The sequence below is a fragment of the Marinobacter xiaoshiensis genome, from assembly GCF_031631795.1.
Lineage (GTDB): Bacteria > Pseudomonadota > Gammaproteobacteria > Pseudomonadales > Oleiphilaceae > Marinobacter > Marinobacter xiaoshiensis.
In genome coordinates this window covers 361,127-385,247 of sequence record NZ_JAVMBO010000003.1, presented here as the reverse complement: position 1 = coordinate 385,247, position 24,121 = coordinate 361,127, and the positions used below count along the sequence as shown (strand labels likewise).

Below are 24,121 nucleotides of genomic sequence, written 5' to 3'. Positions count from 1 at the left end.
GAATTGAAATGCCGGGCCAGGCGCCCGGCTTTCAGGACCCACAACCATGGTAAATAACGCCCGCTGGCTATCCGATGCCATTGCCCGTATTGATGCAGATTTCAATCGATCATCTGACACCCACCTGATCAAGCTGGATCTGCCCGGGCTGCGGAATGTAGATATCTACCTCAAAGACGAGTCGACCCACCCCACCGGCAGTCTCAAACACCGGTTGGCGCGCTCGCTTTTTCTGTTTGGGCTCTGTAACGGCTGGATCACGCAGAATACACCCGTCATCGAAGCATCCAGCGGTTCTACGGCGGTGTCCGAGGCCTATTTTGCCAAGCTCCTGGGGTTGCGCTTCATAGCTGTGATGCCCAGAACGACATCGGCCCAAAAAATCGCCAAGATAGAATTTTATGGTGGTGAGTGTCATCTGGTTGATAACGGCAGCGAGATTTACACCGAATCGCAGCGGTTGGCCAGTGAGCTGGGCGGTCACTACATGGATCAGTTCACCTATGCCGAGAGAGCAACGGACTGGCGTGGCAACAACAATATTGCTGAGAGCATTTTCCAGCAGTTGCAACGGGAACCACATCCTGTTCCTCGCTGGATTGTGGTCAGCGCCGGCACTGGTGGCACCTCCTCAACTATCGGGCGTTATATCCGCTACGGCGGCCACATCGCTCAAGGCTGTGAACTGTGCGTAGCCGACCCTGAAAACTCGGTGTTTTATGAGGCTTTCGCCAGCGGCCGATCGGATATCACTGGCCAGTGCGGCTCACGTATTGAGGGTATAGGCCGCCCAAGGGTGGAGCCCTCTTTCAATCCCGCGGTTATCGATCGCATGGTGCGCGTGCCTGACGCCGCCAGTTTCGCTGCGTTGCGCTATCTCGAACGGCACCTGGGGCGGCGTTGCGGAGGGTCTACGGGTACTAATCTGATTGCCACGCTGAGCCTGGTCAGCGAGATGCAAAAAGCTGGTGAGAAAGGTTCAGTCGTCACACTTCTGTGTGACGGTGGCCATCGCTATATCGACACCTATTTCAACCCCGCCTGGATTGCCAGCCAGGGGCTGGATCTAACGGAATGGGAGAGGGCCCTGGATAACTTCGATCGTAGCGGCGTGTTTGAGCCAGGCCTTGAAAGCACGACCACGGGCTGATTCTGCGCGTTGCTCAACGGTACGAGTTCTTGTAGCGATTTGTGGGTTCGGGTTTGGTGGGTGAATAGGCTATAATCGTCGGCTTTATTCTTGCACTCACAAGGCGCTGATCGTGATTGTATTTGACCAGGTACAGAAGTCGTATCAGGTGGACGGCCGGGCGATCCCCGCGCTGCACCCAACCGATATGACCATTGAAAATGGCGAGGTTTTCGGGATTGTCGGGCATTCCGGGGCGGGAAAATCCACGTTGGTGCGCCTGATCAATCTTCTTGAGCCGCCAACAGGAGGTGAAATTCTGATTGATGATGAGAATATCACCCGCTACAGCGCTGCCGAATTGCGTGCGTTCCGCCGTAAAGTCGGGATGATTTTCCAGCACTTCAATCTGCTTTCCTCAAAAACCGTTTCGGACAACATCGCCTTCCCCATGAAGTTGGCGGGTATATATTCCAAAACGGAAATTCGCGATCGGGTGCAGGAATTGCTGGATCGTGTTGGCCTGGCTGATCACGCCACCAAATATCCTTCTCAGCTGTCGGGCGGTCAGAAACAGCGAGTGGGTATAGCCCGGGCATTGGCATGCCGACCAACCATCCTGTTATGTGACGAAGCCACCAGCGCACTGGACCCCCAAACGACCCAGTCGGTGCTGCGTTTGCTTTCCGAGATCAATAAAGAGCTTGGCCTCACCATCGTGCTGATTACCCACGAAATGGATGTTGTGCGCAGAGTATGTGACCGGGTTGCAGTAATGGACGGTGGTCGCGTGGTGGAAATGGGCCCTGTGAGTGAGGTTTTCCTGCACCCGAAACACCCTACCACCCGGGACTTCGTATTTGAAAGCGAAAGCATCGATAGCCAGGAAATGCAGGAAGACCTGCAAAAGGCCAATGGCCGTATTTTGCGGCTGACTTTCAAGGGCGAATCCACCTACCAGCCTCTGCTGGGCAGCGTGGCACGTGCGTCGGGTGTTGATTTCAGCATACTTTCTGGCCGCATCGATCACATAAAAGACACGCCCTACGGCCAGCTAACGCTTTCGCTTATCGGTGGCGACCTGGAGGCGGCCATGACCGCACTGGAAGCAGCCGATGTACACGTGGAGGTGCTGCGCTGATGGAAGCCTTACTAAGTAACGTGGATTGGCCAGAAATTGGTATAGCAAGCTGGGATACACTGGTAATGGTAGGCATGTCGCTGCTGTTCAGTGTGCTGGCTGGCCTGCCCATTGGTGTATTGCTGTTTTTAACCAGTAAGCGACAGCTACTGGAGCAGCCATTGGCATATGGCGTATTGTCCTTTGTAGTGAACGTGCTTCGCTCAGTGCCATTCATTATTCTGCTGATAGTGATGATTCCCTTCACCGTGATGTTGATTGGCACCTCATTGGGTGTGGCCGGCGCGATTCCGCCTCTGGTTGCCGGTGGTGCGCCCTTCTTTGCAAGACTGGTGGAAACCTCATTGCGTGAAGTGGACCGTGGCATCATTGAGGCCACACAGGCAATGGGTGCCAACGTGCGACAGATCATTTTTGGTGCCTTGCTGCCTGAAGCACTTCCGGGCATCATCGCCGGCATCACTGTTACTGCGATCACGCTCGTGTCCTACGCGGCCATGTCTGGCGTTATTGGTGGTGGCGGCCTGGGTGATCTGGCCATTCGGTTTGGTTACCAGCGCTTCCAGACAGACGTAATGGTCATCACTGTCGCGCTTCTGGTCATCTTCGTACAAGTGCTGCAGATGGCCGGCGACCGTCTGGTTCTGTATTTCAGTCGTAAGTAGTTATTCAATTTAACAGGAGAGTGAATGATGAGCTTTAAGAAAGCCCTGGTGGCACTGGCTGCCGCATCTGTTTTTTCCGCTGCGGTCTCCGCTGAGAAGCTGTCTGTAGCAGCAACCCCTGTACCCCATGCTGAACTGCTGGAATTTGTGAAGCCACAGCTGGCAGAACAGGGCGTGGAACTGGATGTGAAAGTATTCACCGACTATATCCAGCCAAACGTACAAGTAGACCAGAAGCGTATGGATGCCAACTTCTTCCAGCACCAGCCGTACCTTGATGAGTTCAATGACGGCCGTGGCACTAGCCTGGTGACGGTTGCCGGTATTCACGTTGAGCCGTTTGGCGCTTATTCGAACAAGATCAAGTCTCTGGATGAGCTGAAAAATGGCGCAACTGTTGCCATTCCAAATGATCCCACCAACGGTGGCCGCGCACTGCTATTGCTGCAGAAAGCCGGGCTGATCACTCTGAAAGACGGCAGCAAGATCACCGCAACCCCGCGTGATATTGCCGACAACCCGAAAAAACTCGACTTCAAAGAGTTGGAAGCGGCAACCTTACCACGAATTCTTGGCCAGGTGGATGTTGCACTGATCAACACCAACTACGCGCTGGAAGCGGGCCTGAACCCGTCTGAAGATGCGCTGATTATTGAAGGTTCCGAGTCGCCGTATGTGAACATTCTGGTTGCGCGTCCTGACAACAAAGACAGCGATGCCATGCAGAAGCTTGCGAATGCATTGAAATCTGATGCGGTTCGCAAGTTCATCAAAGAAAAGTATGAAGGTGCCGTTGTTCCGGCATTCTGATCGAAGCCAGAACACAACCTGAAAAAGCAGTACAAAAAAAGCCGGGCAGTGAAAACTGCCCGGCTTTTTGCATTCAGACACTGGCGCTGGTGATTACTCGCCACCCCAGTTAGCTGAGGGGTCTGGCGTCATCCGCAGGTAGGACTTCACCTTCTTGTAGCCCTTGGGGAAGCGCCTCGCAATCTCATCTTCATCCTGAAGCGATGGCACAATCACCACGTCTCCGCCGCGCTCCCAGTTACCCGGGGTGGCAACTTTGTGGTCGTCGGTCAGTTGCAGAGAATCAATTACCCGCAGAACTTCGTTGAAGTTACGGCCGGTGCTCGCTGGATAAGTGATGATCAGACGAACTTTTTTGTTCGGATCAATCACGAACAGCGAACGTACGGTAAGCGTGCTGTCGGCATTGGGGTGAATCATGTCGTACAGCTCGGCAACTTTACCGTCGTGGTCTGCAATAATCGGGAAGTTCACCGCGCAGCCCTGGGTTTCGTTGATGTCTTTGATCCACTCATGGTGGGAATCAACGGGGTCAACGCTCAGCGCGATGGCTTTGACGTTGCGCTGTGCAAACTCGTCTTTAAGTTTCGCAGTCAGGCCAAGTTCTGTGGTGCACACTGGCGTAAAGTCTGCCGGGTGAGAAAACAGCACACCCCAGCTGTCACCTAGCCAGCTGTGGAAAGAAATCTTGCCTTCACTGGAATCCTGTTCGAAATCCGGCGCAGTATCGCCTAAACGTAAGCTCATATTTGCTCTCCTTCGGTGTCACTTGTTAGTGGCTTTATTCGAGCTTCCAGCGGGCATCTGCCCACCGGAACTATCCAGTAAGTGTATACGAGTATCATTGGTGCGGGATGACCTGTTTGCAAGGGTCACTTGATTCACCTCATCCCGCACCGGATGCCTGTTGAGCTATTACTGTGTTAGAACCCTGCAGCCGTTTTTCGTTCAAAGTGTTCTTTCGTCAATTTGAATACAACCGGGCTGAGTAACAACAGGGCGATCAGGTTTGGCAGTGCCATCATGGCATTCAGTGTGTCTGCCACCAGCCATACCAGACCCAGATTTACGGTTGCACCAAGAGGAATGGCAAGGATCCAGGCAATACGGTAAGGCACGATAGCCTTCACCCCGAACAGAAACTCTACGCTGCGCTCTCCGTAGAATGACCAGCCAAGCAAGGTGGTAAATGCAAAGATTGCCAGAGCAAGAGCAACTACATAATCACCAATGCCCGGAAGCGCCTGCGCGAAGGCCATGGAGGTGAGTTCAGCGCCGGATTCGCCAGATGTCCAGGTACCAGAGGTAATGATAACCAGCCCGGTGATAGTGCAAATGATAATGGTATCGATAAAGGTGCCCAGCATGGCCACCATGCCTTGGTTAATCGGATTTTTGGTTTGGGCTGCCGCATGAGCAATTGGCGCAGAACCCAGGCCGGCTTCGTTGGAAAAGACACCGCGGGCGACACCAAAACGTATTGCGGCCCACACGGCTGCTCCGGCAAAGCCACCTTCTGCTGCAATGGGGCTGAAGGCATGCTCGAAGATCAGGGCAAATGCGTTTGGGATTTCCGAGAAATTAATGCCAAGAACAACCAGGCCTGCAACCAGATAGGAAAGTGCCATCAGGGGAACCAGGGCGCTGGCGACCTGGCCAATGCGGCGGATACCGCCAATCAGCACCAGACCCACAAGTACCATCAGAATAACGCCTGAGATCCAGTGTGGCAGGCCGAAGGTGGCCTCCATAACGTCGGCAACCGAGTTGGCTTGTACTGTGTTGCCAATGCCAAAGCCGGCAATAGCAGCAAAAATCGCAAAGAGTACACCCAGCCAGGCCCACTTTTTGCCAAGACCATTACGGATGTAATACATGGGGCCGCCAACGTGGACGCCACGTTCATCCACTTCACGAAAGCGTACCGCAAGCACGGCTTCAGAGTATTTGGTGGCCATACCCACGAGGGCGGTGAGCCACATCCAGAAAAGAGCACCCGGCCCGCCAAGGAAAATGGCGGTTGCTACGCCGGCGATATTGCCGGTTCCGACGGTTGCAGCAAGGGCGGTCATCAGTGCCTGGAACGGGGGGATTTCACCCTCGGATTCTGCGTCTTTGGAGCTGCGTCCTGACCACATTAACCTGAGGCCGGTACCAATCTTCAGCACTGGCATGAGTTTCAGGCCGAGGCTCAAGAACAATCCAACGCCAAGAATCAGTATCAACATGGGTGGTCCCCAGACCAGCCCGTTAATTGAACCAACAATGTTTTCAAAGGCTTCCATGGGGTTCCCCTTTTTGTGCCATGGCTTGATGTTGTGATTTAAACCGCAAGGAGTATAACTGGTTGAGTTTAGTCACATATTGGCATCTGTAAACTCAGAGAGTGGAAAATGGAGGATTAGGCGCCAATTGTCTATGTTTACAGTAGAGTATCGGGTCAGGAACCAGTTACTGCTGCTGGGCTATCAAAACCGTAAGGAGTTAACCATGTGTGCGCTTAAAGTCTCCAATGTCATGTCCAATCATATTGAGCCCATCCGTTGCGGAACACCGCTGACACAGGTGGTCAAGTCACTGCTTGAAAATCATATAACCGGGCTGCCAGTGGTGGATGCGGAGCGGCGTATACTGGGGTTCGTTTCAGAACAGGATTGCATCCATGCCTTGCTGGTCAGTAACTATCACTGTGAAGGTGACCCGATTGTGGACGATGTTATGTTCCGTGAGCCTTTGGCGATTTCACCAAACATGGCGATTGTTGACCTCGCCCAGAAACTTGGCTCTGGTAAGCCGAAAGTTTACCCTGTTGTGGAGCATGGAAAGCTCATTGGAATTGTGACGCGCGCAGCGGTTCTCGCTGAGCTTGCCCGCATTGGGTGTGGGCTGGAACTTTCGAAGGGCACCCGCGACGACGACTGATAAAGCCCAGCCGCTAAACACAGCCTTCCCGATAGACAGAGGGAGGGTATGTGGAATTTATATCTGTAGCTTTATATGACGCTTTTAAGGCATTTTGTTACAAAGCGTAGCATCTGGAGCTTATCGGGCCGTACTGAATTATGCTTGGGGAGCAAGCTCTGCCTGACCGGAATATACCAAGCATGTTGAAGCGCTTAAGAGCCGATTTTCGTCTGTCGATTATTACTATTCTGGGAGCTACCTCTCTCCTGGGCATTACCCCATTCGCGATCATGCGTTTTTTGCAGGGAGATCTTGTTGCCGGAGCTATAGATACCACTCTTGTGCTGACCATCTTCGGAGGTATGGCCTATGCGTGGATCACCGGCGATACGCGGCGCTCCGGGATGGTTCTTGCCATTATTGCCTGCTCGGGAGCCGTCGTTGTAGCTGTGGTGGTTGGCGAGGTGGGGCTGTTTTGGCTTTATCCTTGCCTTGTCACAACCTTTTTCCTGGTGAACCCGCGGGTTGCAACACTTCTCAATCTCACATCAATCGGTGCCTTGGTGCTTCAGGGTGATGTGTTCCAGGACGATATTCAGAAGTGGACCTTCACGGCAACGGCCATGGTGGTTAGCGCGACCGCTTATGCCTTTGCATTGCGCACGAACAGCCAGCGTGAGCGCCTGGAACAATTAGCGACTATTGACCCCCTGACCGGTGTTAAAAACCGACGTTCCATGGATGAGGAGCTTAATCTGGCAGCGGCCCATGCAGAGCGCACCGGCATTCCCTATGCACTGGTTATGCTGGACATAGACCATTTCAAGAAGGTAAACGATGAGTACGGCCACGGAGTGGGCGATGAGGTTCTCATTGATCTGGTGACGCTGATACGACACAGCACACGCAAGTCAGATGAGCTTTTCCGCTATGGCGGCGAAGAGTTCGTGTTGTTGCTGCCGGGCGTTGATGGTGCAGGGCTGGTTGCAGTCATGAATAACGTCCAGCACATCTTGCGGAAAAAGATGACGCACCCGGGCGGCCCAATCACCGTGTCGGTTGGAGTTGCACTGCTCAAGCACGGCGAGAGTGTGGGCAGTTGGCTGGAGCGGGCCGATGGGGCCCTCTACGAGGCGAAACAGGCAGGACGGGATCGGGTAGTGTTTTCCGATACCATGCCCGGGACTACGCCGGAACTAGCCACCTAGCGGCAAACTGGTTGCGGGGCGATAGCGGAACAGCCGCCAGCCCAGCAGCAGGCTGGCGCACGCCAGACCCCCCGTCAGCCCTACCCAGAAACCAGCAGCACCCATGGCCGGCACTAGCAGGTCCGTGAAAGTGAGAATATAACCTACCGGCAAGCCCACCCCCCAGAATGAGAACAGCATGATCACCATGGGAATGCCCGTATCCTTATACCCCCTCAGAGCGCTGATGCAGGTAACCTGAATCACGTCTGCCACCTGAAAAATAGCCGCGAACATTAACAGCCTTACCGTCACCGCCTGAACCTCTGCATCACTGGTGTAGAGCGCTGAAACGCCCTGTGAAAATGTAAATAACAGAGTGGCAAACACCAGAGCCGTTGTGGCGGCCAGAATCAGAGAGCTGCGGGAAATCAGCCGGGCTGTATCCGGTGCGCCAGCGCCGATCAGAAAACTGACCCGCAGTGTCAGGGCCATGCCAATGCTCAGTGGCAGCATGAACAACAAGGAGACAACGTTTAGAGCAACCTGGTGGCCCGCTACGACTACAGGCCCCAACGGCGCAAGAAACAGCGCGATTACCGAAAACATGCTGACTTCTACAAAAATGGTGAATCCGATGGGTATGCCAATACTCAAAACATAGCGAATCAGGGCGGCGTTTGGCTTGGCCCAGTCTGCAATCAGATGAAACTTTTTGAAAATCTTGCTGCGGCTCAGGTACACCAACAGTGCAATCGCAGCAACGCCATTGGAAATCGAGGTCGCCCAGCCGCAGCCAATGCCGCCCATGGCGGGTAGCCCGAGTTTTCCGTAGATAAAAATATAATTCAGGGGCAGGTTGATCAGTGTGCTCAGCAGCGAAAACGCCATGATTACGCGAGTGTGGCCAAGGCCATCTGTCAGGCCCCGAAGCGCGGCCATCAACAGGAGTGCTGGAATTCCCCATACAAACGCATCCAGGTAGCCCTGGGTAATGCGCGCAGTATTGGCTTCCAGGTTCAGCCCTTGCAGGACCGGGTGAACATTGGTGAGCAGCAGGATCATAATGATAGCCCCTACCCCCGCAATATAGAGGCCTTGCCATGTGGCCGGCATTATTTTTTCCGGAGTACGTGCTCCGTTGTAACCCGAAATGATGGGTTGCAGTGCCCCGAGCATCCCCATGAAGAACAGGAATAACGGTGCCCAGAGGCTGCTTCCTATTCCTACGCCCGCCAGGTCTTCTGCGCTGGCATGGCCCGCCATCACCGTGTCGATAACGCCGTTGGCCATCTGGGCTAACTGGGCAATCAGAATAGGTCCGCCGAGCATAGCTAGGGTTTTCCATTCGGTCAGTGTTCGCGAGACAAGCGATTTGCGAATTTCCGGTAGTGGCTGGTCGGCTTCATCCATAGTGTGCTGATCCGAAGGGCTTTTGTAGTTAGGCGTTAGCGGCTGAATTGCGGGCCAAATATCCTACCGGATCGCGAGGGTACGGGTTATAGGGAATTGTCGCGCAAAGGCACTGAAACTCACTTTAAAACCCGTTAAAGTACACGTCCATTTCATTCGAGTGTCAGTCAATATGGGGCTCCTGGTTTTCGTAACGGTTCTCTGGGCTTTTTCCTTCAGCTTGATTGGTGAGTTTCTGGCCGGTCAGGTCGACAGCGATTTTGCTGTGCTCAGTCGCGTATTGCTGGCCACGCTCATCTTTTTGCCCTTTACCCGCTGGCGTGGTGTTCCCGGGGGGCTCCGGCTAGGTGTTCTGGTTACAGGCATGTTGCAGTTTGGTATCACCTACCTGTGCCTTTACCGCTCATTCAGTTACCTGACCGTGCCGGAAGTTCTTCTGTTCACCATATTTACGCCGCTCTATGTCACCCTGATTGACGATGCACTATTCCGGCGATTTTCTCCCGTGGCGTTGGTTGCTGCAGCCATAGCCACATTTGGTGCGGGCATTATTCGTTATGACGGGTTGAGTGAAGACTTCATTACGGGCTTTCTGCTGCTGCAGGTTGCCAACTTCACATTTGCGGCGGGTCAGGTGGGCTACAAGCACGTGATGCAGCGCTATCCACTGGATATTCCGGCTTATCGCACTTTCGGCTACTTCTTCATAGGTGCGCTGATTATTGCCCTGCCGTCGTTCATGATATTTGGCAACGCCGAGCGTTTGCCTTCAACGGCCCTGCAATGGGGCGTTTTAACGTGGTTGGGCCTGGCGGCTTCCGGGGCCGGCCTGTTCCTGTGGAACCGTGGCGCCTGCAAAGTGGATGCAGGCACACTGGCCATCATGAATAACGTGCTGGTGCCTGCCGGGTTGGTGGTAAACCTTGTGATCTGGAACCGTGATGCCGATCTGACAAAACTCGCTTTGGGCGGCGCCATTATCGCATTTTCACTCTGGGTGAACGCTCGATTGCACCCCCGTGCGCGCCTGGCCGGGGCCGCATAACCAGTTAGATGCCGCCTCAGAAATGGGGCGGACTGATAAATCCTGTTACTCAGCTTTACGTTTGATGAATATCAATAAGTTGAGCAGATCTATATTGTGTGGCACTTCCCATTCCCGCCCGCAATGAGTAACAGACCAGAACATGCGCAAGAACCTCCCCGTAACCCAGCGTGAAGTAAAGATGCGCAAGGGCGCCCGGCTTATTACCACCACTGATCTCAAAGGCGTTATCACCTACTGCAACGAAGAGTTTGCGGAGATAAGTGGTTTTTCCGAGGCTGAGCTGATTGGCCAGGCTCACAACATTATTCGCCACCCCGATATGCCGCAGGCCGTATTTGGCGACATGTGGAGATACCTCAAAGCGGGCAAGGCCTGGATGGGCCTGGTTAAAAACCGTACAAAGAACGGTGATTTCTATTGGGTGAGTGCCTATGTGACCCCAATCCGGGAGAACGGCCAGGTGAGGGGCTATGAGTCGGTGCGGGTAGAGCCGGCTCGTGAAGACGTAGCAAGGGCTGAGAAGCTCTACCCACGAATCGTTGCCGGCAAGCCCATCCGGCACAAGTTGAGCCGAGTCCAATCCACACTGAAAACAGCCTGGCCACTCATTTTATCGCTGGCACTGAGCGTTGTTGCTCTCGGGTTTGAGAAAACCTGGTTAGCAGTTGGGCTGATTGTAACGGGCCATCTTTTGGCTGCACTCCTGTTCCAGAAAGGCCTTACAGGCCGGCTTAGAAAGCTGTTGGAGCTTCGCCCGGATGCATTCCATGACCCTGTCGTCGCTCGTACCTACAGCGGTGAGGCTGGAACTTTCTCCCAGTTGGCCATGTTGCTGATTAGTGAAGAAGCCCGAGTGCGTACTGCTCTTGCAAGAATTGAAGATCAGGCAGAGCTGCTTTTCGAGCAAGCCCGGGCCTCCCATGGGTATATAAGTGATGGGGCCCTGGCCATTGGGCGCCAGCGTGCTGAAACAGATCAGGTAGCCTCTGCTATCACAGAAATGACGGCGTCCATTCAGGAAGTCACAAGCTCCATGTTGAGCAATGCCAACGAGGCGGAAGAAGCAGATCGCCTAGCGGTGATAGGCAGTGAGCGCAGCTCGGAAGCACTTGTGGCCATTCAGCAGCTGGTGACCAGTGTAAACGGGATTGGTCAGGCCATCAGCAGGCTTGGGGAATCCACCAAAAGCATAGGTGAGGCCACCAGCCTGATTTCAGACATTGCGGATCAAACTAACCTGTTGGCCCTGAATGCGGCCATTGAGGCAGCCCGTGCCGGAGAGCAGGGTCGTGGTTTTGCGGTTGTTGCGGATGAGGTCAGGTCGCTGGCCCGGCGCACGCGTGAGTCCACCGTACGCATTCAGGATGTAATAGATGATTTTCGCTTGCAGGTAGGCGCTGCAGTCCAGGCTACTCAGGATGGTGAGGCGGTTGCCGGCCAAGGCCTGGAAAAAGTGAGCGAAGCTGAGAACTCGCTGCGGGATATTGTTACATCCATAAGAAACATTTCTGGCAGTTTTATCAGCATGTCGGCAGCGTTTGAGGAGCAAAATCAGGTGTCTGAGGAAATTAATCGTCAGATTATCAACATTGCCGAGCTGGCAGACCACAGCGAAGAAGAGGCCAGTTCCGCCAAACAAAGCAGTGATAGCCTGAGCAATATGTCCCATGGGCTGAAAGATCTGGTTTCGCGTTTTCTCCACAAAGGCGATTAGGTGTTCCTGCAGGGAATCCGGGGCCAATCTGTTGCTGGCTCTGGTATCCCACGGCTACTGCTGGCAAAATTCCCACAATTTTTTCAAATCCGAGTCCTCAGCCAAAAGCACAGGAACTAAACATGTCTCAGTCTAACCCGGCTTCAACTAACGATTCCGGCGTATCCCGCGGCCTATGGTCTTCTCGCTTTGCCTTTATTCTTGCCGCAACCGGTTCCGCGGTTGGTCTTGGAAACGTGTGGAAGTTTCCTTACATCGTAGGTGAGAACGGGGGCGGTGCATTTGTGCTTGTTTACCTGTTGTGCATCGCCATTATCGGCGTGCCCATCATGATGGCTGAGATCTACATAGGCCGCAGCGGCCGCCATAACCCGATAGGCAGTATGCGGTTGGTTGCCGAGCGCAACCTGAGCTCACCTGCGTGGCGAATCTCAGCCGTTATCGGCATGATCGCCGCCTTTGTAATTTTGTCCTTTTATTCTGTTATTGGTGGTTGGGCCGCATCCTATATTGGCCATGCCGCAATGGGTGATTTTAACGGAGGCAACGCAGAGTCGATTGGTAAGCTTTTCGGTGATCTGCTGGCGAGCCCCAAGCAGTTGTTAGCCTGGCATACGGTGTTTATGGCACTGGTTATCCTGGTGGTGTCTCAAGGCCTTAAAAACGGGCTGGAGAGGGCGGTCAGCATACTCATGCCGGCGCTGTTCATACTGTTACTGATAACGGTTGGCTACGCGACTACCACAGGGCACTTCGGTGAAGCCGTCAGCTTCCTGTTCAACCCTGACTTTAAAGCTCTGACAGTAAACGGTGTGCTGATTGCTTTGGGCCATGCGTTCTTCACGCTCAGCCTGGGCATGGCCATCATGATGGCATACGGCTCGTACCTCGGGCGCGATGTGGCTGTCGGGCGCACCGCGGTAACCATCGGGCTGATGGATACTGCCGTGGCACTGCTTGCCGGCCTGGCCATTTTCCCGATTGTATTTGCCAATGGCCTTGAAGCCGGTGCCGGCCCGGGCCTGATATTCCAGACCTTGCCACTGGCGTTTGGCAGCATGCCCATGGGCGATCTGTTCGGAACCCTGTTCTTCGTGTTGCTGCTGTTTGCAGCCTGGACCTCGGGAATTTCTCTGCTGGAGCCAGTTGTTGAATGGGTAGAAGAGAACACCAATATGGAGCGTTCGGGCAGTGCCATTTTTGTTGGCGTGCTGTGCTGGCTTCTGGGTATTGCCTCCGTGTTGTCGCTGAACGTCTGGGCCGATGTTGCACCCCTTGATATGTTCGCGCGTTTTGAAGGCAAAACGATTTTTGACCTGCTGGACTTCTTTACAGCCAACATCCTGTTGCCGCTGTCGGGCTTGCTGACGGCGATCTTTGTAGGCTGGTTTGTAGCTAAAGAGTCACTGAAAGCAGATCTGGGAATGAGCGACGGTACCTTTGCACTGTGGCTGAACTTCTTGCGTTTTGTTACGCCGGTGGCGGTTGTGATCGTGTTTGCATACAACTTGCTGGTGTAATTGCCCCGGAAATAAAAAAGCCCGGAAGGCAGTAGTGCTTTCCGGGCTTTTTTTTGTGGATAAGACTCAGTCTTCGTCGTCGTTCAATACGGCCTTCAATGCTTTCAGATGAGGCCTGATGGCTTCAATGTCGGCAGCAGGTACATTGTCTGCGGTTTTTGTCATGTTAATGGCGGCACCCATCATTGCCTGCATTTGTGCTTTTATTTCAGGTGACAGGTTCGGATCGCTTTCCATTTCTGCCATAACTTCGGCCATTTCCGAGGTGGCGTCAGCACTTTTCATTTCAACCGCCATCATTGCTGCGAAAACCCGGTCACCAACAGATGCCCAGGATGGAAGGTTTTTGAAGCCGTGCTTTTTAACCAGGCTTTCGTACTTGTCATAGGCGGGGCCGCCTTTCATTTTTTTCACGCCTTCAGAAAAAAGCCGTGACAGGTCAGGCATTGAGTCCATATCTTCGCCGTCGGCGTCTGGCCAGCCCTCAGTGCCTTTATATTGATCCTCCAATATTTGAGCGTCCTGCATGGAAGCAATAAACGCACGAATTGTTGAGTCAGTCAGCTTCTCTGCCTGTGCAGAGAATGCCAGTATCGATAGTAGCAGTGTCAGCATACACTGACGGATGGTGTGACCCCTGAACATAGAACGCTCCTTATTCATAACGTTAAATTGCATGATTCCACCTTTCTTATTCGATGGATATACAACCTGAGTTCGAGCTTCAGATTAGACCATAGCTTTTATCTTGGCGACGGCCTCGCGTAAAGGGGGTTGCTAAGGCCAGAGGCAGATGTGGTTTTAATAAAACCGTGAACTTTTAGCGCAAGAGTCGCTCCATAATGGAGCACGCAAAAGAATCCACAGCGCTACAGGTTCGTATAAGTTCGTGAGCGTTTTTCAACGTATCTCTCAATAGTGAACCCAGGAGAGTTGTTATGAGCCGCAAAATGCTCGCAATAGTCACTGCACTGTTTATAGCCGCACCCGGTATCTACTATGCCGCCGCTGCCACGGCTGAGGAAAACACAGCCAGGACTAGTGAATATGCGCCGTCAAACCCCGATTTGAAGGTCGCTACCTTTGCCGGTGGCTGTTTTTGGTGCGTTGAGGCGGGTTATGAAAAGATCCCCGGCGTAGTAGAGGCTGTCTCAGGCTACGCAGGTGGAACTGAGCCTAACCCGACCTATCAACAGGTCGCCTCGGGTAGCACCGGGCACACAGAAGCGGTGCAGGTTTACTACGATCCGAATGAAATAACCTACGAAGGTTTGCTGCAAGGCCTTTGGCGGATAATGGACCCGACAGATGCCAACGGCCAGTTTGTGGACCGTGGGCAACAGTATCGCCCGGCGATTTTCTACCATAATGCCCAACAGAAGAAGCTGGCAGAAGCGGCTAAAAAGGCACTGCAGGCCTCCGGTATTTATGAAAAGCCGGTGGTCATTGAAATTACGCCATTCGATACGTTTTACGATGCTGAGAAGTACCACCAGGATTATTACAAAACGAATCCTGTGCGCTATAAGTTCTACACCTACAACTCGGGCCGTTATCAGTTTATTGAGAGCGTGTATGGCGATGACTATGAACTGGACTTCAGCCAGTTCAAGCCGGACGACAAGGCAATGAGTCGCTCGGGTGAGAATAAAGGCTTTGATCCGGCGACCTTTGTGAAGCCGGATGCCGAAACGCTGAAGCAATTGCTGACCAGCACGCAGTATGAAATAACCCAGAATGACGGTACCGAGCGTGCGTTCAGCAACCCCTACTGGGATAACAAGCAGCCCGGAATATACGTGGATGTGGTCTCAGGTGAGCCGTTGTTTTCTTCCCGGGACAAATACAAGTCCGGAACCGGTTGGCCGAGCTTTACCCGCCCACTGAGCTCGGACGCGGTTGTGGAAAAGGAAGACAACGGGTTCTTCATGAAACGTACCGAGATTCGCAGCCGGTTTGCCGACTCGCATCTTGGGCATGTGTTCAATGATGGCCCTGCACCTACCGGCTTGCGCTACTGCATGAACTCAGCAGCGATGAAGTTTATTCCGCTGGAGGAAATGGCCGCGGCAGGCTATGGCGACTGGATTGCTGAAGTGAAGGCGCAGTAATAGTACCGAAAGCTCTTTGATCGGTTTACAGCCATAAATTGCCAATAGGTGTTTCCAGGCTGAAGTGATGTTGTATCTGAGCTTGCAGCAATTCCGCAGTGGCAATGGCATCCACCAGAGCGTTATGGGCGGCATAGTGAGGTAGCCCGTAACGCTTTCTGCTATCTCCAAGACGTATAGATGTTGGTTTTTCCCCCACCAGACGTTTAAAGAAAGAAGGTTGTCGGTCTGGGTGCAGATGCGCCTCTATGGCCATTGTGTCGATAAGAGGAAAACGAATTCCTTCATCAAGGCGGTACTGTAAGGCCACGTTCAGGAAAGGCCGCTCGATATGCCTGAAGTGTACGACCGGAATACGGCCGTTCAGGCTGGCAAATACCTCCTCAAGTATTTCTGACAGATCTGGCGCATCGCTGATATCAGCGTGGGTGATGCCATGGAAAGTCACTGATGTCTGGTGCAGTGGCAGTCTTGGGCGGACAATCCAGTGTTTTGCCTGGTTAAGCAGAATGGCATCCAGTGTAAATGGCACCAGCCCGATACTGACGATTGAGTGAGCTTCTGAATCCAGGCCTGTTGTCTCAAAGTCCAGCGCTACCATGGGAACCTCGGAGATGGGCGTGTCCTCAGAAACGCAGCCGGCTTCATAGAATGCCTTCAGCACGGGCGCTTTGGCACTTTCCGATAGAGCCCGGTATTGCTCGGGCCATGGCAGGGATTTAACGGCATCTGGCACAGGTTGGTTTTCAGACATGCCGGGTGGCCTGCGAGTTATAGCGGAACCGCAGAAACTTCTGGGCGTTGCTCACAACCTGAAACGCATCCTTGAGATGGCTGCGTTCGAATGGCGACAAGTCTTCCGGCCGCACGTTGTTGTCTGGCTCTTCCCCTGCCTCAAGCGCCAGCGCCTGGTGGCGAATACGCACAATAGAAATGAACTCCAGTGCATCCCGCAAGTTGCTCAGATCGTCTTCCATAATCAGTTTGGTTTTACCGATGCTTTTCAGTCTCTCGAAAGAGTTCTGGGCCCGCGAACCGGAAGCCAGTGCGTGAATACGGATCAGGTCAGACAGCGGTGCGGTACCCCGGCGTTTAAGGTTGAAGGTTTTCTGATGCTTTCCGTCTTCCTCAAGTACAAAGGTGCGGAAAAAGCCAAGTGGCGGCGTTCGGTTCAGAGCGTTACGCGCCATAAGTGTCAGGAATAGCTGGCTTTTGCTGGCCTTTTCCGCGACCAGCGCTTTTAGTTCTTCGGCATATTCTGTGCGGCCGTGTATGCCATCCAGATCAAAAAAGATATTGCTGTTCAGAAGGGCCTGCGCCTTGGGGTTTTCTATCCAGTCGGTAAAGTAGTCGCGCCACACCCTTAATGGCTGGCGCCATTTCGGGTTGGTCGCCATTATGTCGCCGGTGCAGTAGGTGTAGCCGCACTCAGCCAGCCCATCGGACACAAATTTTGCCAGTGCGAGAAAGTACTCGTCGTGTTCTTCCGGCACAAAACTGTTGTCCAGGATCATGGCGTTGTCCTGGTCTGTCACCACCAGTTGCTCGTCCCGGGCCATGGAACCCAGCGCCATGAAGCAGTATGGAACCGGTGGCGGCCCAAGTTTTTCTTCCCCCAGTTCCAGCAGTCGTTGCGTGAAGCTGCGACCAATGCCTGCCATGGCACTGCCAATCATGTGGGAGTTGGCATCTTCATTCACCATGCGCACAAAGCTGTCGCGTACATCCCGGCTGATTTTTTTCAGGGCTTTCACATCCTGCTGGTGGAAAATATTGCTCACCAGATACAGGCTGCTTTGGCTTTCGTACCTCACGATGTCCGCAAGAGCGATCACGCCCCGAACTTCATCTCCGTCTATGACTGGCAGATGGTGCACATTGTTATGCAGCATGGTGAGCATGGCTTCAAACACATAGCTGCTGGCCCGAATGGTTATCAGGCCAGTGGTCATGATGTCGCTGACCGGTGTTTCGGAAGGAAGTGCTTCAGTGACCGCCCGGGTGCGCAGATCCCGGTCGGTGATAATGCCCACCAGACGCTCACTGTCGCAGGTGGCACCGCACTCTTCGTCCATCAGCAACAGAGCCGACACGCCCTGATCGGTCATGATTCGCGCAGCTTCCTGGAGCCGCACAGTGGTGGGTGCAGAGACGGTTTCCCTGGAAATAAGCCGGTTAACGCGGGAGGTCATCAGAGCGTTGGACTTTTCCCGGCGGGACACGGCCGAGCGCAAACGGCTGCGGTCTTCAATCTCCACAAAGTCTGCAAAGTTTTCGTCGTTTTCAAACAAGTGGTGAAACGTTTCGGCAGGAACGCGATAGAGCAGGCTATCTTCCAGTGCCCGGGCAGGAAATCTCACCTGGCCACGCATCAACAAACCAAACTGGCCAAAAATTTCGCCCTCACCTATGCGGTTATAGAGCTCGCCCGAGCGGCGGAAGATTTCCACTGCGCCGCTGCGCACATAATACATACGGGTGCTGGTTTGCCCGGTTTCCGTTATCTGGGTTCCCGCCCGCACATAACTGATCTCAATGTTGGCAGTAAGCTCGTTAACCAGTTCCTCAGGCATTTCATCAAATGGCGCATGCTGGATGAGGTGGTTACGGATGTCGATCAGTTCAGCCTGCATGCTGTCTCCCGGATGGAATTTGATAACGTTTGGGCAAAACTATAGCAGAAGCCGCCGGCTGCCGCGGTGGAGCTTGGGCCGAAAGGCCATATCAGCGTTATCCAACTTCGCAGCGGACATGGAGATTTTGCTAGGTGTTTGTCCCTAGCCGGCATCATTAAGTCGCATCAACTTGATAAGGATCAATCTGCATTTGCTTGGCCTGACTATGGTTAGCCTACTACCGGTTATGAAGCGTGTAATTCCAAGCAACTGAAATGCAGGAGATTTAAATGAAGCAGCAGCGCAAACTTTATCTGGCTATCGCTTTGATCAGTGGCGGTATGGCCGCCGCCTCGGCTTCCGCAAAAACCGTAGAAGTGCCCGATCTCGATATTGATACCTACGGCTGGGTGAACATGGCGGTGATGTATGGCGACACTGGCAACGGTTCTGAAACCTACATTGTGGACAACAAATACGCCTCCAGCCGTTTCGGCGCGAAAATCAGCAAAGAGCTGGATGATCTTGGTGTGCGAGTTGGCACCCATCTGGAGTTTGAGTATGAGCACAACGATTCAAGTAAAGTCACGCCGGACAACCGCTCGATAGGCGGTGAGCTGGAAGAGCGCCACCTTAACCTGTTTGTTGCGGGTGGCTTTGGCCAGGTTTCTATTGGGCAGGGCTCTGGTGCTGCTGATGGCAACACCGAAATTGATCTCTCTGGTACCAAGGTGGCGGCATTCTCTAACCTTGGGCTGGTAGGTGGTTCGCTGCCGTTTGTGGCAAAAGATGGCTCTGGTAACGACGTAAAACTGCTTCAGGCTCTGAACAACCAGGATTTTGAAGCACGCTACGACCGCGTGCGTTATGACAGCCCCCGTATTGGCCCTGTAACTGTTTCAGTGAGCCAGGGTTACAAGCAAAAAAGTGGCGGCACCGGCAGTGATGATGTAACCGAGCTGGCAGCTACCCTGACCTTGCCATTGGCGGGCAAGCTGGTTGCGGGTGTTGGCTATTCCCGCAAGGACGTTGGCGGTGCAGTCGATAAACTGGAAACCTATGGTGGGTCCGCTTCCTGGCTGCACACCAGTGGCTTCAACCTTGGTGGCGTCTATTCCATGCAGGAGGATAAAACACGAACCTCCTCGGACTTCTATATGGTGAAAACCGGCTACAAAACCGGCAACCACTCGGTAGCGATTCACCATGCGATCGGTGAAGACCGCACTGAGTATACGCCAGCTCCTGTAACCGATAGCGAAGTTAAAGCCTACGGCATCAGTTATGTCTATGCGCCAGCGAAATGGCTGGATGTGTACGCTTCGTTCAATAACTATCAGTTGAGTGCAAAAGAGCGCAGCTACGATGACATCAATATTGCTATGACCGGTGCCCGCGTGAAGTTCTAATCTGCCTTTGGAAATAAGTTCTCTCCAACCCTTGCCCCGTTCGCGGGGCTTTTTGCTTTTCGGTCGGTTGGCCAGTTAGCATGCACTCCTGATTCCCGGAGGCAGAATTGCATGCACACTTTGGTTCTTGGCGGTATCCGTTCCGGTAAAACTGCGCTTGCGGAGCGGTTGGCTTCGGGCACAAACAATTCAGTGGTGTACCTGGCAACCGCAACCGCCGGAGACGACGAGATGCGCACGCGCATTCAGCGCCATCAACAGCAGCGCCCGGATGGTTGGGGGCTTGAGGAAGAGCCGCTGGCCCTGGCCCAGGTGCTTGTCCGCCAGGCGAAGACCACGCATGCGCCGTGCATACTGATTGATTGCATGAGCTTGTGGGTGAGCAACCTGTTGCACGCAGGGGAAGCAATCTTTGCCCGGGAACGGGAAGCATTTTTAGATCAGGTAAGCCTTTATCCTGGCGAGCTTGTGATAGTCAGCAATGAGGTAGGCTTGGGTACGATCGGAATGGACCCGCTCACCCGGCGCTTTGCGGATGAGCTGGGTTGGCTGAATCAGGCGTTGGCCGCGGTGAGCGACAAAGTGGTGATGAGTGTCGCCGGGCTGCCTATGGTGTTGAAGCCTTGAATGATCCGTGGGCTACAAGGCTTTGGAAAAGCCCGTGGGCCGAGGTGTCTACCTGTATTCTGCTGCGGCAGGCATAGGGCGTGGCCACGCTGGAGAACGAATGCTCCAGAGGGATGTTCATTACATCTGCAACAACCATTCGTATCACGCCACCATGGCAAACGATCAGGACCTTTTGGCCCGCAAGTTCTTCCCGCCAATGGTGCCAGCTTTCAGTAACGCGGCGATTGAAGTCCTTGGCTGTTTCACCACCGGGAGGCGTGTGGGCAACCGGATTCGCCCAGAACTGGCTTAGCCTCTCGCCATCGTTGGCCATTACCTCATCGGCCGTGCGCCCTTCCCATTCCCCGAAGTTGATCTCCCGCAAGCGCTCGTCCTTGTGCAGGGGAATCCCGCGGGTATCCGCCAACTCCTGAGCGAAGTGTACGCAACGCAGCATGGGCGACGTAACTATGGCATCCCAGCGGTCGCTTTCAGTAACCGCGCTTCGCATCTGCTGCCACCCCATCTCGCTTAGCGGGTCGTCTTTGCTGCCGCGATACATGGGGCCGCCTTCCGGCTCGCCGTGGCGAATAAGGTCAAACATGGATGTGCTATCAGCCATGATGCCAATCCTCTTTATTCCTGGTCTCTATTGCTAACGCCAGCGTCTTCAAAGCTGGCCATTTTGTTGTGTAGCTCACAGGCCATTCTCAGTAGCGGAATCGCTACAGCTGCGCCGCTGCCCTCACCAAGACGCATGCCAAGATCCAGCAGGGGTTCGGCATCCAGTGCCTCAAGAATGGCTTCGTGGCCCGGCTCAGCAGAGCGGTGTGCAAACAGTAGCCATGGGCGTATGTCTGGTTGCTGGCTTACCGCAAGCAAAGCTGCAACAGAAGCAATATAGCCGTCGACCAGCACCGGAATGGATCGTGCTGCGCAGCCAGCAAAAGCGCCAGCCAGAGCGGCAATTTCAAAGCCGCCAAAGGCCTTGAGCACGGCAATGGCATCCTCGCCATCGTCGTCGTTATCGTGGCGCTGAATGGCCAGAATGATGACTTCCGCTTTGTGGCGCACGCCCGCCACATCCAGACCCGTACCGGGCCCGGTCAGTTTCATGGGATTTTTGCTCATGAGTGAGCTGGCCAGAGCCGTGGCGGAAGTGGTGTTGCCTATACCCATTTCGCCGCCAATGAATAACTGGCTGCCCTTGTCTGCAGCACGCTGGGCTGCGGCATCGCCGTGGCTCAGCGCGGCGCATAGCTGCTCCGTCGTCATGGCATCGGCTTCTGAAAAATTACGGGTGCAGGGTGCGATGTGAGCATCGATAACACCGGGTAAGTTGGGTGGAACATCCGCAACCGTTCCCAGGTTAACAACTTCCAGTTCCGCCCCAAGGGATTTGGCCAGCACGCTTATGGCCGCGCCGCCATTGGCGAAGTTGGCAATCATTTGAGCCGTAACCGCCTGGGGATAGGCTGAAACGCCTTCCTCACAAATACCGTGATCACCCACAAAAACGCTGATCTGAACACGATCAACTGCTGGCGTAACAGTGCCCTGCAGCCCGGCTAGCTGAACCGCCACGTTTTCAAGCCGGCCCAGCGAGCCGGCCGGCTTGGTCAGAACGCTTTGGCGTTGTGCGGCTCGTTCAAATAACAGTGCATCGGGTTGCTGGGGAGGGGTAGTCCAACTGCTGGGAAACGACATTTCACATACCTTCAGACATCAATAGATCGCAATGCCAGGAGCTATTGCGGTGATCAGGGCTTGGGTTCAATAGAGTATGGAGCGGGATCATACTCCGACTGGCTGTAATGAGGTAGGCTTGACGCTTTCATCGACTGACCGGCTCGGGATCACCAGTGTTGCTATTCGCTCCTTTGATTGTTCTTGTGCTTGCTCTCGCCCTTGATTGTCTGTTCGGTGAGCCCCGCCGCTTTCACCCTGTGGTCGGGTTCGGGCAATTGGTAAATGCAGCTGAAAAGCAATTTAACACCACACCGAATAATTCCCGGCTAAGTCTGTTGGCTGGTCTGTTTTCCGTGTTTTTGCTCACAGCGCCGTTTTTGGGCCTGGCGATCTGGACGTCTGCCACTCTTGATGGCTGGCCGTTGGTGTTGATTCAATCGATTGTCCTTTGGCTCGCCATGTCTCTTCGCGGATTGGCTGAGCATGGCAAAGCAGTGGCAGAGCCATTGCAGGCCGGCGATCTTGAGACAGCTCGTGAGCAAGTCAGTCGTATTGTCAGCCGTAAGGCGAGTGCGCTGGACGAAAAAGGTGTGGCTGCAGCGGCAACTGAGTCCATGTTGGAGAATGGGGCCGATGCGGTGTTTGCCAGTTTGTTCTGGTTCCTGGTTGCAGGCATTCCGGGTGTGGTGCTGCACCGAATGGTGAATACCCTGGATGCCATGTGGGGCTATCGCAACCCACGGTTTCTGTATTTTGGCCGAGTGGCAGCCCGGCTGGATGACCTTATGGGCTGGGTGCCGGCCCGCCTGACAGCGCTTACCTACATGCTGCTGGGCCATCGCAAACTGGCCTGGTGGTGCTGGAGAAATCAGGCGCCACAATGGGATAGCCCCAATGCCGGCCCTGTGATGGCGGCGGGTGCCGGCGCACTGAATGTTCGGCTTGGTGGGCCCTCACCCTATCCTTCCGGCGTCAAGCAGCGCCCGGTGCTGGGTGGTGCTCATGATGCGAGCTCCGCCAGTGTGGACGCTGCGATCGCATTGGTGCGGCGCGGTGTCTGGCTATGGCTTGTGGCGGTTCTGGTGACCACAGTGTTTATATTTTTGGCGTTGCATTCATCATGATGCTGGAACATGGAGGGCGCTTGAACCAAGCGGCAGAACGCTGGGGAATCCCTCGGTCGGAATGGCTTGATCTGTCTACCGGCATTAACCCCAATGGCTGGCCAGTGCCTGAGATACCGGCAGAGCTTTGGCAAAGGCTGCCCGAAGCCGATGATGGGCTTGAAGAAGTTATTCGCAAGTGGTCAGGAACGCCCGCGGAAGCGGCCTGTGTGCCTGTGCCGGGTAGCCAGGCGGCGATTATGGCGCTGCCGAAATTACGCAAACCCTGCCGTGTGGGTATACCCGTGCCGGGCTATCGTGAGCATGGCCACAACTGGCGGCAGGCGGGCCATGCAATTGTTCCGATAGGGCCTGAGCAAACAGGCGGTGGGGCGACAGGCTGTGATGACCGGTGGCTGGACCGGCTGGATGTGCTGGTGTGGATCAATCCTAATAATCCTACTGGAGCAATCGTCCCGCCCTCTACTCTCTTGCGCTGGCATCGGCGGTTGCAGAAGCGCGGTGGCTGGTTGGTTGTTGATGAAGCGTTTATGGATGCTACGCCGGCATTCAGTTTGGCGCCCCGTGCCGGTTTGCCGGGTTTGGTTATTCTGCGTTCTCTGGGGAAGTTTTTCGGGTTGGCTGGCGTGCGAGCGGGGGCGGTGCTTTCAGACTCAGTTGTTGCCGAGTCGTTGAAATTAATGCTCGGGCCCTGGTCCCTTAGTGGGCCTGGTCGTTTCGTAATGCGCAGGGCGCTAGAAGATGGGGCGTGGCAGCAGCAATCCCGGATGAACCTGCAGTTCAGCGCTTCCAGGTTGCGTGCAATGTTGCAGACAGCAGGGCTAACGCTGGTTGGTAGTGGCACGCTATTTCAGACCGTGCGTCTCGACAGGCCTCAGCCGCTGGCGGATCAGTTGGCCACCTGGGCGGTGTTGGTCAGGGTCTTTGAACAACCGGGAATGTTGAGGTTTGGGCTGCCAGGAGGTGAGAGCCAGTGGCAGAAGCTGGAAGTCGCGTTAGCGGGCAAGCCTTGCGATTAGTCATTGACCAGACA

22 protein-coding genes are annotated in these 24,121 nt (G+C 54.4%); 14 read left to right on the top strand and 8 right to left on the bottom strand.

What is annotated here, in order from left to right:
- Positions 1-46: 46 nt before the first annotated feature.
- The 4 genes from RKA07_RS01750 (at position 47) to RKA07_RS01735 (ending at position 3,745) form a co-directional block, all read left to right on the top strand.
- Complete coding sequence (locus RKA07_RS01750) at positions 47-1,150, top strand: PLP-dependent cysteine synthase family protein (protein WP_310965384.1); 1,104 nt, start codon at positions 47-49, stop codon at positions 1,148-1,150.
- Between the two features lie 112 nt (positions 1,151-1,262).
- Positions 1,263-2,270 carry a methionine ABC transporter ATP-binding protein gene (locus RKA07_RS01745; protein ID WP_200370604.1) on the top strand — a complete coding sequence of 336 codons (1,008 nt, stop codon included), beginning with the start codon at positions 1,263-1,265 and terminating at the stop codon, positions 2,268-2,270.
- A complete protein-coding gene (locus RKA07_RS01740) occupies positions 2,270-2,935 on the top strand; it encodes a methionine ABC transporter permease (RefSeq protein ID WP_200201449.1) in 666 nt (221 codons plus the stop codon). The genes RKA07_RS01745 and RKA07_RS01740 overlap by 1 nt, the downstream gene beginning before the upstream one ends.
- A gap of 27 nt (positions 2,936-2,962) precedes the next feature.
- Positions 2,963-3,745, top strand: coding sequence for a MetQ/NlpA family ABC transporter substrate-binding protein (locus RKA07_RS01735; RefSeq protein WP_310965537.1), 783 nt, complete (start codon positions 2,963-2,965; stop codon positions 3,743-3,745).
- A gap of 93 nt (positions 3,746-3,838) precedes the next feature.
- Here the strand turns inward: RKA07_RS01735 and RKA07_RS01730 are convergent, their stop codons facing one another.
- Complete coding sequence (locus RKA07_RS01730) at positions 3,839-4,492, bottom strand: peroxiredoxin (protein ID WP_200201448.1); 654 nt, start codon at positions 4,490-4,492, stop codon at positions 3,839-3,841.
- Positions 4,493-4,668: 176 nt separating this feature from the next.
- On the bottom strand, positions 4,669-6,030 hold the full coding sequence (locus RKA07_RS01725; protein WP_200201447.1) for an alanine/glycine:cation symporter family protein: 1,362 nt from the start codon (positions 6,028-6,030) through the stop codon (positions 4,669-4,671).
- 205 nt (positions 6,031-6,235) lie between these two features.
- Here RKA07_RS01725 and RKA07_RS01720 point away from each other — a divergent pair, with 205 nt between their 5' ends.
- Both RKA07_RS01720 and RKA07_RS01715 read left to right on the top strand, forming a co-directional pair.
- Positions 6,236-6,667, top strand: a complete 432-nt coding sequence (locus RKA07_RS01720) for a CBS domain-containing protein (protein WP_200201681.1) — start codon at positions 6,236-6,238, stop codon at positions 6,665-6,667.
- A 182-nt stretch (positions 6,668-6,849) separates the two neighbouring features.
- Positions 6,850-7,857, top strand: a complete 1,008-nt coding sequence (locus RKA07_RS01715) for a GGDEF domain-containing protein (protein ID WP_200370602.1) — start codon at positions 6,850-6,852, stop codon at positions 7,855-7,857.
- Here the strand turns inward: RKA07_RS01715 and RKA07_RS01710 are convergent.
- Positions 7,846-9,249 (bottom strand): MATE family efflux transporter, encoded by a 1,404-nt coding sequence (locus RKA07_RS01710; protein ID WP_310965383.1) that lies wholly within the window; start codon positions 9,247-9,249, stop codon positions 7,846-7,848. The genes RKA07_RS01715 and RKA07_RS01710 overlap by 12 nt on opposite strands.
- 172 nt (positions 9,250-9,421) lie before the next feature.
- Here RKA07_RS01710 and RKA07_RS01705 point away from each other — a divergent pair, with 172 nt between their 5' ends.
- The 3 genes from RKA07_RS01705 (at position 9,422) to RKA07_RS01695 (ending at position 13,531) form a co-directional block, all read left to right on the top strand.
- Positions 9,422-10,294: a carboxylate/amino acid/amine transporter gene (locus RKA07_RS01705; RefSeq protein ID WP_310965382.1), complete on the top strand. Its 873-nt coding sequence runs from the start codon at positions 9,422-9,424 to the stop codon at positions 10,292-10,294.
- Positions 10,295-10,436: 142 nt separating this feature from the next.
- On the top strand, positions 10,437-12,011 hold the full coding sequence (locus RKA07_RS01700) for a methyl-accepting chemotaxis protein (protein ID WP_200370596.1): 1,575 nt from the start codon (positions 10,437-10,439) through the stop codon (positions 12,009-12,011).
- Between the two features lie 122 nt (positions 12,012-12,133).
- A complete protein-coding gene (locus RKA07_RS01695) occupies positions 12,134-13,531 on the top strand; it encodes a sodium-dependent transporter (protein WP_310965381.1) in 1,398 nt (465 codons plus the stop codon).
- 66 nt (positions 13,532-13,597) lie between these two features.
- Here RKA07_RS01695 and RKA07_RS01690 read toward each other — a convergent pair whose 3' ends face one another.
- A complete protein-coding gene (locus RKA07_RS01690; protein WP_310965380.1) occupies positions 13,598-14,176 on the bottom strand; it encodes a hypothetical protein in 579 nt (192 codons plus the stop codon).
- Positions 14,177-14,469: 293 nt separating this feature from the next.
- Here RKA07_RS01690 and msrB point away from each other — a divergent pair, with 293 nt between their 5' ends.
- Complete coding sequence (gene msrB, locus RKA07_RS01685) at positions 14,470-15,642, top strand: peptide-methionine (R)-S-oxide reductase MsrB (protein ID WP_200370590.1); 1,173 nt, start codon at positions 14,470-14,472, stop codon at positions 15,640-15,642.
- 25 nt (positions 15,643-15,667) lie between these two features.
- On the opposite strand, the gene RKA07_RS01680 is transcribed toward msrB, so the two are convergent.
- Entirely contained in the window at positions 15,668-16,396 is a 729-nt protein-coding gene (locus tag RKA07_RS01680) for a 3'-5' exonuclease (RefSeq protein ID WP_200201440.1), read from the bottom strand.
- Positions 16,389-18,275 (bottom strand): putative nucleotidyltransferase substrate binding domain-containing protein, encoded by a 1,887-nt coding sequence (locus RKA07_RS01675; RefSeq protein ID WP_200370586.1) that lies wholly within the window; start codon positions 18,273-18,275, stop codon positions 16,389-16,391. Before RKA07_RS01675 ends, RKA07_RS01680 begins: the two co-directional genes overlap by 8 nt.
- A gap of 272 nt (positions 18,276-18,547) precedes the next feature.
- On the opposite strand from RKA07_RS01675, the gene RKA07_RS01670 reads away from it, so the two are divergent.
- Complete coding sequence (locus RKA07_RS01670) at positions 18,548-19,666, top strand: porin (RefSeq protein ID WP_200370585.1); 1,119 nt, start codon at positions 18,548-18,550, stop codon at positions 19,664-19,666.
- Positions 19,667-19,777: 111 nt separating this feature from the next.
- Entirely contained in the window at positions 19,778-20,293 is a 516-nt protein-coding gene (cobU, locus tag RKA07_RS01665; RefSeq protein ID WP_310965379.1) for a bifunctional adenosylcobinamide kinase/adenosylcobinamide-phosphate guanylyltransferase, read from the top strand.
- Here the strand turns inward: cobU and RKA07_RS01660 are convergent.
- Both RKA07_RS01660 and cobT read right to left on the bottom strand, forming a co-directional pair.
- The gene (locus RKA07_RS01660) at positions 20,274-20,897 is read right to left on the bottom strand and encodes a histidine phosphatase family protein (protein ID WP_200201436.1); all 624 of its coding nucleotides are present in this window, start codon (positions 20,895-20,897) and stop codon (positions 20,274-20,276) included. The two genes, cobU and RKA07_RS01660, sit on opposite strands and share 20 nt — an antisense overlap.
- A gap of 14 nt (positions 20,898-20,911) precedes the next feature.
- Positions 20,912-21,982 carry a nicotinate-nucleotide--dimethylbenzimidazole phosphoribosyltransferase gene (gene cobT, locus RKA07_RS01655; protein ID WP_200370578.1) on the bottom strand — a complete coding sequence of 357 codons (1,071 nt, stop codon included), beginning with the start codon at positions 21,980-21,982 and terminating at the stop codon, positions 20,912-20,914.
- A 155-nt stretch (positions 21,983-22,137) separates the two neighbouring features.
- Between cobT and cbiB the strand changes: the two genes are divergently transcribed.
- Entirely contained in the window at positions 22,138-23,088 is a 951-nt protein-coding gene (gene cbiB, locus RKA07_RS01650; RefSeq protein WP_310965378.1) for an adenosylcobinamide-phosphate synthase CbiB, read from the top strand.
- Positions 23,028-24,107, top strand: coding sequence for a threonine-phosphate decarboxylase CobD (gene cobD / locus RKA07_RS01645; RefSeq protein WP_310965377.1), 1,080 nt, complete (start codon positions 23,028-23,030; stop codon positions 24,105-24,107). Before cbiB ends, cobD begins: the two co-directional genes overlap by 61 nt.
- Positions 24,108-24,121 lie beyond the last annotated feature (14 nt).